Source organism: Brevundimonas sp. CURTG3B2_SDJG (assembly GCF_057364705.1).
Genome location: NZ_JBNFOJ010000099.1, coordinates 1 through 9947 on the forward strand (window position 1 = coordinate 1; position 9947 = coordinate 9947).

Genomic DNA, 9947 nt, shown 5'->3' on the forward strand with positions numbered 1-9947 from the left:
GTGGTGGCCACCCGCGCCCAGGCCCAGGCCGCAGCCTGGCCGGACCATACCCGGTTCCTGTTGACCCAGGGCGACCTGGCCGCAGGGGGACGGCGCGGCGGCGCTGTGGCGGCAGGTCGAGACCGAGCCCGACCACGCCGGCAAGTTCCGCTCGGGCGACGGCAGGTGGTGGGAGCTGGCGGTCACCAGCGCGACCCCGGCCATGTTCGGCTGTCACGGCGTCTCCGACGACAGCGCGGCCTACAGGCGCGCCCTGGAATGGGCGGACGGTCGCGGCGTGCTGCGTCATCCGGCGGGGTCGGTCGTGAGGCTGGACACGCCGATCACCGTCGATGTCGCCACGCTGAACATCGTCGCCGATCAGGGGGCGATCCTGGATTGTTCGCACGGCGGCCGGCTGAGCGTCGCGCCGGGCGTCGAGCGGATCGCAGGTTTGAGCGCCGACATCGCCCGCGGCGGCCGCACCGTCAGCTTCGGCCGCGACCACGGTTTGGCGCCCGACGAGGTCTTCCTGGTCTGGAATCCGGCCGATTTCAGCCAGGCGCCGTTCCGGCGCTATTACCGCGCCGGCCGGATGTTCCGCGTGGCCGAGACGGTCTCGGGCCGGCAACTGAGGGTGTTTGGCACGGCGCGCCGGGGTTCGCCGCCCGCGAGGTGCAGGTGTTCAAGCTGAAGGGCGTCTCGGCCCACGTCGAAGGCCTGCGGATCAAGCCCCCGGCGGCGGGCACGCCGGTGTTCGAACTGGACGGCTTCAGCAAGGTCCGGCTGACCGGCGTGACCTGCGACGCGGGCGCGACCTACACGGCCATCCAGCTGAAGCGCTGCTACGACTTCCATGTCGAGCACCTGAGAAGCACGGCCCTGCACGACGACGCCTACTGCCTGGCCGTGGTCAACAGCCAGCGGGGCGTGATCGAGGCCCCCAGCGGTCTGCACAGCCGGCGCCACTGCGTCGCCCTGGGCAGCGGCGATTTCGAAGGCGCCGTGCCGGCGGCCGACATCCGGATTTCGGGCGGCTTCCTGGAGAACCTGTCGACCGGCATCGGCGCGATCGAGATGCACGGCAACTGCGAGGACATCACCTACGAGAACCTGACGGCCGAGATGGCCAACATCGCCGGCCGCAATCCGACGGTGCGCAACTGCGTCATCTACGCGACCTCCCTGGAGGTCAGCGCCACCGGCGAATGCGTGTTCGCCGAGGAGGTCGTCGGCGGAACCTACACCTTCGAAAACGTCCGCTTCGTCAGCTACGGCGACGGGGTCCGGTTCGGCATCCTGCATTTCGACGTTTCCAGGATCGCCGAGCCCCTGCGTTTCCGTTTCCGCAACATCACCTACGAGAACCCCGGCGCCAGCCCCGGGACGGTGAACTTTCTCCGGCTGCTGGTCGGCGGCTCCAACCCCGCCCGCCAACCGATCGACGTGCTGTTCGACGGCCTGCAGGTCGACGCTCCGGCCATGGACCGCCTGCTGTCGCTGGCCGGCGACAATGACGTCAGCGGCCATGTCACCGGCGCGGTGATGAACGCGCGCATGCCGCCGCTGGCCCGCTGGCTGGCGGCGTCGACCGTGGCGAACTACGCCGTGCCGATCGATTGGCCGCATCCCGAGGGCGTGCGCGTTCTGGGCGATACGGACGCGACCCTGATCGGCCGCCGCGACGCCCGGACCCAGATCTGGAACAGCCCCCTGAGCGCGCCGCGCGCCTGCGCCTTCGACACCGCCTATGGCGTGCAGGGCGACGAATGGGAGATTGTCACCGGCGCGATCGGACCTCATCCCTTGACCGTCGACGGCGGCCCGGCGATGGGGCCGAACGAACGGACCACCTGGGTCTATGTCGGTGGGGCCGGGGTGGGTGGCTATGTCCAGAAATGCGCCGGCGACCGCGTCCGGCGAGGCGGGCGCCTCGATAGGCCGCGCACCGATCGGGCGCGAATCGCGGCGGAGCGACGGAGGGCGGCGGACGGTCAGGCCGGCCACGCGGCCGACGCCGCCGGATCGGGTCCAGGTGTCGGTGTAGGGATTCCAGGAAAATCAAGGAATTCGATGGTACGTCCTCTCGGGCTCGAACCGAGGACCCTCTGATTAAAAGTCAGATGCTCTAACCAACTGAGCTAAGGACGCACATCGAACCGGGCGCGGTCGCGCTTCGGCGACGCGCCTTCTGTGACATAGCGGAGCCGGGGTCAAGCGTCGCCTCGACGGTTTGCGATCCAGAAGCTAGGCAAGAGGGATGAAACCGCTCGCCGGACTGCGCATCCTGGAGTTCGACGGCCTGGGGCCGGTGACCTTCGCCGGCATGGTGCTGGCCGACCTGGGGGCCGAGGTGCTGCGTCTCTGCCGTGGCGGAGACGCCGCCGCGCCGGTGTTCAGCGACGTCGGCGGCGAGATCCTGCACCGGGGCCGTCCCGCCGTAGGTGTCAATCTGAAGGATCCGGCGGACCACGGCCGCGTCCTAGACCTGATCATCGGCGCCGACGCCCTGATCGAGGGCTTCCGGCCCGGCGTGATGGAGCGGCTGGGACTGGGCCCCGAGGCCGTCGCCGCGCGCAATCCGCGGCTGGTTTACGGCCGTGTCACCGGCTGGGGCCAGACGGGCCCTAAGGCCCACGAGGTCGGCCACGACCTGAACTACATCGCCCTGTCCGGCGCCCTGCACGGCATGGGCGAGCCCGACCGCCCGCCGCGTCCGCCGCTGAACGTGGTCGGCGACTACGGCGGCGGGGCGATGATGCTGGTCACGGGCGTGCTGGCCGGCCTGCTCGAGGCCAGGGCCACAGGGGCGGGGCGGGTGGGTCGACGCGGCCATGACCGACGGCTCAGCCCTGCTGACAGGCCTGTTCCACGCCTTGCGGGTGCGGGGCCTGTGGAGCGACCGCCGCGGCGCCAACCTGCTGGACGGCGGCGCGCCCTTCTACCGCTGCTACGCCTGCCGCGACGGCCGGTTCGTGGCCGTCGGCGCGCTGGAGCCGCAGTTCTACGCCGCCCTGATCGCAGGGCTGGACTTGACGCCGGACGAAGCGCCCCAATTCGACATGGCCGGCTGGCCCGCGCTTCACGGCCGATTCGAAGCCCTGTTCGCCGCCCGGGACCGCGACGCCTGGGCCGCGCATTTCGCCGGAACCGACGCCTGCGTCACCCCGGTGCTGACCCTGGAGGAGGCGCCCGCCCATCCGCACAACCGCGCGCGTGGAACCTTCGTGGATCAGGGCGTGGTCCAGCCGGGCCTGGCGCCGAGAGTCGGCGACGGGGCGGCTGTTCCAGAGCCGCAGCCGGCCGATCTGTCGCTGGAAGACGCCCTGGCGCGGTGGCGCTCCTGACCTTCGTCATCCTCGGCTCAAGCCCCGGGATGACGGACGGGAGACGATGAGCTCACCCGTTCGACGTATGCCGCGCGTGGAAGTCCTTGCGGAACTGGTCGAAGCGCCCTTCGGCGATCGCCGCCCGCATCGCCGCCGTCAGCGCCTGGAAGAAGGCGATGTTGTGCCAGCTCAACAGCACCTTCCCCAGGATTTCATCGGCCCGGATCAGGTGGTGCAGATAGGCCTTTGAATAGGCCTGCGAGGCCGGGCAGGGGACCTCGGGGTCCAGCGGGTCCTGGTCCTCGGCGAAGCGGGCGTTCTTCAGGTTGATCGGCCCTGACCAGGTCCAGGCCTGGCCGTGGCGGCCCGCCCGCGTCGGCAGCACGCAGTCGAACATGTCCACGCCCCGCCAGACCGCCTCGACCAGGTCCACCGGCTTGCCCACCCCCATCAGATAGCGAGGGCGGTCGGCGGGCAGCATCGAGGGCGCGTAGTCCAGCACCTCGCACATCGCCTGGTGGCCCTCGCCGACCGCCAGACCGCCGATGGCGTAGCCGTCGAAGCCGATTTCCCGCAGCCGCTCGGAGGACTCCTTGCGCAGATGTTCGAACGTCGAGCCCTGCTGGATGCCGAACAGGGCCTGGGTCCCTCGGGTCCCGAAAGCGTCCTTGGAGCGTTTCGCCCAGCGCGCCGAAAGCTCCATGCCGGACCGCGCGCGCGCTCCTCGGCCGGCCAGGCCACGCACTCGTCCAGTTGCATGACGATGTCCGAGCCCAGGCGGTCGGCCTGGATCTCGATCGACCGCTCGGGGGTCAGCACGTGCTTGGAGCCGTCGATGTGGCTGGAGAAGGTCACAGCCTCCTCGGTCAGCTTCGAGATGCCCGACAGCGACATGACCTGGAAGCCGCCCGAGTCGGTCAGGATCGGCTTGTCCCAGCGCATGAAGTCGTGAAGCCCGCCCAGCCGCTGCATCCGCTCCGGCCCGGGACGCAGCATCAGGTGATAGGTGTTGCCCAACAGGATGTCGGCGCCCGTCTGCTTCACCTGGTCGACGGTCAGAGCCTTCACCGTGGCGGCGGTGCCGACGGGCATGAAGCCGGGGTGCGGATGTCGCCCCGCGGCGTTTTGAGCACGCCGGTGCGCGCGCGGCCGTCGGTGGCGGAGATGTCGAAGGGGAAGGTCATGCGGGGCCGGTCAGTCGTTCGAGGGCGTCGGCGCGGGCCAGGTCCTTGGGCCGTCCGAACAGGCGCGCCATGGCGATCTGCTCGGCGACGCCGGGGATATGGAGGATGTGACGGCCGGCCGCCACCGGGATGCGGGTCTCGAAGACGACGGGGCTCCATTCGGCGCCGGTCCGGACCTCCAGATCGGCCATCACCTCGATCGGGACCGCCTCGCCCCGGGTGCGTCCGTAGACCCGCGAGCGGAACTGGCCTTCGCCGGGGTCGGTGACGACCTCGGCGCCCAGGGCGTCGATCAGACGGCGAGCGTCGCCCGGGCTGGCCAGCACGTTGATGTCGGGCGCCGCCAGTCGCGCAGGCCGGCCAGGATCATCGCCGCGCCGCCGAACACCCGCCACGGGTCCCGCATTCCGGCCCGCTCCGCCGCCTCGGCCAGCCGGTCCAGGCCATCCGCCAGGCCTTCCGGAAGAGCCTCGGTCATCGGTCCGACCGGAACAGCAGGCTGCCGTCCCCGTAGGAGTAGAAGCGATAGCCGTCCGCGATGGCGTGGACGTAGGCGGCCTTCATCGCCTCCAGCCCGGCGAAGGCGCTGACCAGCATGAACAGGGTCGACTTCGGCAGGTGGAAGTTGGTCATCAGCACGTCCGCCGCCCGGAAGCGGTAGCCGGGGGTGATGAAGATGGCCGTGTCGCCGTGGAAGGGCGCGACCACGCCATCCTCGCCCGTGGCGCTCTCCAACAGCCGCAGCGAGGTGGTGCCGACGCAGACGATCCGCCCGCCAGCCGCCTTCACGGCGTTGAGGGCCTGGGCCGTCCCGGCGGACACCTCGCCCCATTCCGAATGCATCCTGTGGTCGGCGGTGTCCTCGGCCTTGACCGGCAGAAAGGTGCCGGCGCCGACGTGCAGGGTCACCGCATGGGTCGAAACGCCCCGCGCGCGGATCGCCTCCATCAGGGCGGGGGTGAAGTGCAGGCCCGCGGTCGGCGCGGCCACCGAGCCGTCCCACCTGGCGAACAAGGTCTGGTAGTCGGACCGGTCCCGGTCGTCTTCGGCCCGCTTGGCGGCGATGTAGGGCGGCAGGGGCATGACGCCCACGTCGCGGATCGCCTCGTCCAGCAGGGGCCCGGCCAGGTCGAAGCGCAGGGTCACCAGCCCGTCCTCGCCCTTGGCCTCGACGGTGGCGTCCAGCCGGCCCAGCTCGCACGCGGCGTCGCCCAGAACCGAGGCGGTGGGAGCGCCGAACCGGATCCGGTCGCCCGCCTTGATCCGCTTGCCCGGCTTCATGAAGGCGGACCAGACGTCGGGCGCGTCGCGGTGGTGCAGGGTGGCCTCGACCTCGACGCTCAGGGTCTCGCCTCCAGGGCCGGAGCGCTGACGCACGCCCGACAGCCGCGCCGGGATCACGCGCGTGTCGTTGAACACCAGGGCGTCGCCGGGCCGCAGGAAGTCCGGCAGGTCACGGATCGTCCGGTCCTCCAGCCCGCCGTCGCGCACGACCAGCAGCCGGGCGGAATCGCGCGGCTCAGCGGGCCTGAGCGCGATGCGCTCCTCGGGCAGGTCGAAGTCGAAATCGGCGGTCCTCATGAGGCGCCGCAAAGGGCACGGCGGGACGGGAGGGTCAAGGGCGCGCGCGCCGCTCCGTCGCGAAGGTCAGGGCCGCGGGGGTTCGTCGGGCTCCTGCAGCGCCAGGCGGATCGCCCGTTCGACCGGCGCATCTCCCTCCCCGAAGCCGTTCTCGCTCACGGGCAGCAGCGGCGGCTGGGCCATGAATCGAGGGCGTCCTCCCCGGTGCGGCTGGGCCGCGTGGACCAGGAAGGGATGGCATAGATAGGCCGTTCCCGCCGGGCCGGTCGCCAGCGTCTCGGGCCGGTGGGCGCTCTCGGCGAAGCCCGTCGCCGCCAGTTCGCCCAGCGTCAGGCCCGCCTCGCCGGCGGGGCCAATCGGCGAGCGATGTCGCGGTGCGAGCCCGTGCGGATGCGGGTCGGGGCGTCGTCCGGGCCCACGTCCGAGAACAGGAACAGCATCAGCAGCGCCCGGCCCCTGGAGCGGATGTTGGCCCGCCAGTTCAGGAAGTTCGGGTCCTCCACGCCAAAGCTGACGTCGATGTGCCACCCCGCGTCGCCAGGGTCCTCGGGCGAGGGGAAGCGGACGGGGAAGGTCCCCATCGCCTGGCAGGGCCGCCAGGCGCCCGGGCCGACCAGTTGGTCGAAGGCCGCCTGCAGGACGGGCGTGTTCGCCGCCTCCACGAACGGCGGTTGGGCGTACATGCCCAGGCGAACGACGGGCCGGGTCCAGGCGGACGGATCGTCGGGATCGAGCCTCAGATCGCGCCACAGGATCGCGCGAGCCTGGTCGGCCAGGTCGGAGGAGAAGGCGTCGTCGACGCGCACGAAGCCGTCGGCGACGAATTGATCGATCTGCGCGGGCGTCAGCGCGCGCGGGGAAGCGGGGGAAGGCATGATGGATCTTTCGCAGGGGTATCGCGCCGGCGGGCCGGGGCGCGGGCAGGGTTCGGCGGCGGGCCTCAGGCCAGCGGGAAGCCGAAACGGGTCGTGCGAACGGACATCGTCATGCGCCCAAGCTGGGACGAATGCAGCGGCGACGCAAGCGCGGCCGTGAATCGCGGACGTGTCGCCGCCCAGGCTTCACGGGGTCAGCCGGGCGGTCGCGACGGCGGTTTGGCCTTCGATGACGGTCAGCGCTCGGTCTGAAAACGCGACCTGCAGATCGCGCTCCCGGGCGGCGAACCGGCCCTCGGCGGAGGGAAACAGGGTCAGCGAAAGGTCGCCGGAGGTCAGGCGCAGGTGATCTGTCTCGGCGGCGATCAGGATGTCGCCGAATTCACCCGAGACGTAGCGTCCGGCGTATCCGGGCAGGGTCGCCGGATCGAAATCCGGATCGATGGGCGGCGGCGTGTAGGGCGGCGGCCGGTGATCGTAGCTGACGACCCGCGCCATCCGCCATCGGCCGTCCTCCTGCCGCCAGATGTCGGCGAAGCGGGCCTGGGCGCTGGCGTGGTCGGGTTCCCCCGGTTTCTGCACATAGAACACGTGATCGCCCGTCAGCAGCATGTAGGGGCCCGCCAGGGCGTGAGCCTGGACCGTGTCCGGGATCGCTTCGCGGCGCAGGCGCTGACCTTGCGCGCCGCAAGGGCCGCGCATCAGGGACTCCACGATCGCCGCCCGGCTTTGCGTCAGGCCGGTGATGTCATGGTGGAATTCGGCGTTCTCGGTGAAGGCGTCGGCCATCCGGGCGCGGTCGCACTGGTTGTAGGCGGCCCAGAAAGCCTCGTCCGCCTGGCGCACGGCGTTTTCCGCCCCGTCGGGGGCCGGGGTCTGGCCGGCGAACGCGGCGGCGATCAGGAAGGCGAGAAGGGACACGCGGCGATCTCCCTGGCTTGCCGGCTGCGATGAACCGGGATCCGTCCAGCGGCAAGCCAAAACCGTTCAGGACGCGCATCCCGATCATCCCATCGTTGACCCGCCGAGCCTTCCGCGTCAAAGCCGGTCCCATGCTGCAGAACCTCGAGACCCTCGCGCGCGACGCCCGGTCGTGGCCGTTCGAACAGGCCCGCAATCTTCTGGCCCACGTCCTGAAGAAGCGGCTGTCGGACGCCGAGCGCGATGCAGCGAAACTGCTGATCGACGCGGGCAAGGCGGACGAGGCCCTGGCGACCTTCGAGGCGCTGCGGAAGCCCGTGGTGCTCGAGACCGGCTACGGCCCCTCGGGCCTGCCCCATATGGGCACCTTCGGCGAGGTGGCGCGAACCACCATGGTGCGCAACGCCTTCCGCGCGCTGACGGGCGATCACTGGGCGACGCGCCTGGTCGCCTTTTCGGACGACATGGACGGCCTCAGGAAGGTGCCAGAAGGCATTCCGAACCCGGAAGTGTTGCGGGAGGACCTGCACAAGCCCCTGACGGTGGTGCGCGACCCCTTCGGGACGCACGACAGCTTCGGCGCGCACAACAACGCCCGCCTGCGCGCCTTCCTGGACAGCTTCGGCTTCGACTACGAGTTCATGTCCTCGACCGAGCAATACAAGTCGGGCCGGTTCGACGAGGTGCTGCTGCGCCTGCTGGAGCGGTTCGACGCGATCCAGGCCATCATGCTGCCGACCCTGGGCGAGGAGCGCCGGGCCACCTATTCGCCCTTCCTGCCGATCAGCCCGGTCAACGGCCACGTGCTGCAGGTCCCGACGCTGGAGCGGAACCTGGCCAAGGGCACGATCGTCTTCGACGACCCCGCCGGCGGACGCACCGAGGTTCCGGTCACAGGCGGCCATGTGAAGCTGCAGTGGAAGCCCGATTGGGCCATGCGCTGGACCGCGCTCGACGTCGACTACGAGATGTCGGGCAAGGACCTGATCGAGAGCGTGCGCGAAAGCTCCAAGGTCTGCCGCGCCCTGGGCGGCGTGCCGCCTGAGGGTTTCAATTACGAGCTCTTCCTCGACATCGAGGGCAAGAAAATCTCCAAGTCCAAGGGCAACGGCCTGACCATGGAGGAGTGGCTGCGCTACGGCACGCCGGAGTCGCTGAGCTGGTACATGTTCCAGTCGCCGAAGTCGGCCAAGAGCCTGCACTTCAACGTCATTCCGCGCGCCATCGACGACTATCTGAGCTTCATCGACCAGTTCCAGACCCAGGAGCCGGCCAAGCGGATCGACAACGCCGTCTGGTCGATCCACGCCGGCGATCCGCCCAGGGTCGCCAGCCCAGTCTCGTTCAGCCTGCTATTGAACCTGGTCGGCGTGGCCAACGCCTCGTCCAAGGAGCAGTTGTGGGCCTACATGGGCAAGTATCTGCCCGAGGCCACGCCCGCCAACGAGCCGACGCTGGACCGGCTGATGGGGCACGCGCTGAACTACTACGAGGACTTCGTGAAGCCCACGAAGGCCTATCGCACGCCCACCGCCCACGAGACGGCGGCGCTGGAGGACCTGGCGACCCGGCTGAAGGCGCTGCCGGCCGACACGACCGACGGCGAACTGATCCAGGGCGAGGTCTACGCCGTGGGCAAGGACCATGCCTTTGATCCGCTCAGGGCCTGGTTCCAGGCGTTGTACGAAGTCCTGCTGGGCGCGTCCCAGGGCCCGCGGTTCGGCTCGTTCGCGGCCATCTACGGCCTGCCGCAGACCATTTCCCTGATCGAGGCGGGCGCGCGGGGCGAGCTGGCGAGCTGAGCGTTGCCGTAAGGCCACGCTCTGTCCGGCAACGTACATGAACGGCAGATAACCGCCGGCCTCCGGGAGCCTTCAGGTTCGTCTGCGCATTGTGCCGGTCATCGACCAACTCGATGACAGGAGATGAGCCATGTCGAACAAGAAATTCACCGTCGCGATCGCCGCCGCCGCCGTTTCTGGGCACGCTGGCGCCGGCCCGCCCTTCCGACCCGCCGCCATGGCTCAGCCAACGGCGTCACCAAACTGCGACGCCCCCGCGGCCGCCGCACGACACTA

The 9947-nt window shown here is 70.2% G+C and carries 10 protein-coding genes, 1 tRNA gene and 2 pseudogenes; 5 read left to right on the plus strand and 8 right to left on the minus strand.

Annotated features, from left to right (window positions below; genetic code table 11):
- A partial coding sequence (locus AC2W7C_RS08425; protein ID WP_486001036.1) for a hypothetical protein occupies positions 1-204 on the minus strand: 204 nt, incomplete at its 3' end.
- On the opposite strand from AC2W7C_RS08425, the gene AC2W7C_RS08430 reads away from it, so the two are divergent.
- Complete coding sequence (locus tag AC2W7C_RS08430) at positions 203-673, plus strand: hypothetical protein (protein ID WP_486001037.1); 471 nt, start codon at positions 203-205, stop codon at positions 671-673. The genes AC2W7C_RS08425 and AC2W7C_RS08430 overlap by 2 nt on opposite strands.
- Positions 661-2091 (plus strand): phage tailspike polysaccharide lyase family protein, encoded by a 1431-nt coding sequence (locus AC2W7C_RS08435; RefSeq protein WP_486001038.1) that lies wholly within the window; start codon positions 661-663, stop codon positions 2089-2091. The genes AC2W7C_RS08430 and AC2W7C_RS08435 overlap by 13 nt, the downstream gene beginning before the upstream one ends.
- Here the strand turns inward: AC2W7C_RS08435 and AC2W7C_RS08440 are convergent.
- Positions 2054-2130, minus strand: a tRNA-Lys gene (locus AC2W7C_RS08440). The two genes, AC2W7C_RS08435 and AC2W7C_RS08440, sit on opposite strands and share 38 nt — an antisense overlap.
- Positions 2131-2305: 175 nt before the next feature.
- Here AC2W7C_RS08440 and AC2W7C_RS08445 point away from each other — a divergent pair.
- Both AC2W7C_RS08445 and AC2W7C_RS08450 read left to right on the plus strand, forming a co-directional pair.
- Positions 2306-2719, plus strand: a pseudogene (locus AC2W7C_RS08445) (CoA transferase); the annotation flags it as partial.
- A gap of 94 nt (positions 2720-2813) precedes the next feature.
- Complete coding sequence (locus AC2W7C_RS08450; protein WP_486001039.1) at positions 2814-3326, plus strand: CoA transferase; 513 nt, start codon at positions 2814-2816, stop codon at positions 3324-3326.
- A 52-nt stretch (positions 3327-3378) separates the two neighbouring features.
- Here AC2W7C_RS08450 and tgt read toward each other — a convergent pair.
- The 6 genes and pseudogenes from tgt to AC2W7C_RS08480 form a co-directional block, all read right to left on the minus strand.
- Positions 3379-4492, minus strand: a pseudogene (gene tgt, locus AC2W7C_RS08455) (tRNA guanosine(34) transglycosylase Tgt).
- Entirely contained in the window at positions 4489-4818 is a 330-nt protein-coding gene (locus AC2W7C_RS08460) for a hypothetical protein (RefSeq protein ID WP_486001040.1), read from the minus strand. Before AC2W7C_RS08460 ends, tgt begins: the two are co-directional and overlap by 4 nt.
- Positions 4785-4970, minus strand: a complete 186-nt coding sequence (locus AC2W7C_RS08465) for a hypothetical protein (protein WP_486001041.1) — start codon at positions 4968-4970, stop codon at positions 4785-4787. Before AC2W7C_RS08465 ends, AC2W7C_RS08460 begins: the two co-directional genes overlap by 34 nt.
- Positions 4967-6073: a tRNA preQ1(34) S-adenosylmethionine ribosyltransferase-isomerase QueA gene (queA, locus tag AC2W7C_RS08470; RefSeq protein WP_486001042.1), complete on the minus strand. Its 1107-nt coding sequence runs from the start codon at positions 6071-6073 to the stop codon at positions 4967-4969. The genes AC2W7C_RS08465 and queA overlap by 4 nt, the downstream gene beginning before the upstream one ends.
- A gap of 329 nt (positions 6074-6402) precedes the next feature.
- A complete protein-coding gene (locus AC2W7C_RS08475) occupies positions 6403-6948 on the minus strand; it encodes a hypothetical protein (RefSeq protein WP_486001043.1) in 546 nt (181 codons plus the stop codon).
- A 186-nt stretch (positions 6949-7134) separates the two neighbouring features.
- On the minus strand, positions 7135-7869 hold the full coding sequence (locus AC2W7C_RS08480; RefSeq protein ID WP_486001044.1) for a nuclear transport factor 2 family protein: 735 nt from the start codon (positions 7867-7869) through the stop codon (positions 7135-7137).
- Between the two features lie 131 nt (positions 7870-8000).
- On the opposite strand from AC2W7C_RS08480, the gene AC2W7C_RS08485 reads away from it, so the two are divergent.
- The gene (locus tag AC2W7C_RS08485) at positions 8001-9671 is read left to right on the plus strand and encodes a lysine--tRNA ligase (protein ID WP_486001045.1); all 1671 of its coding nucleotides are present in this window, start codon (positions 8001-8003) and stop codon (positions 9669-9671) included.
- Positions 9672-9947: the final 276 nt, after the last annotated feature.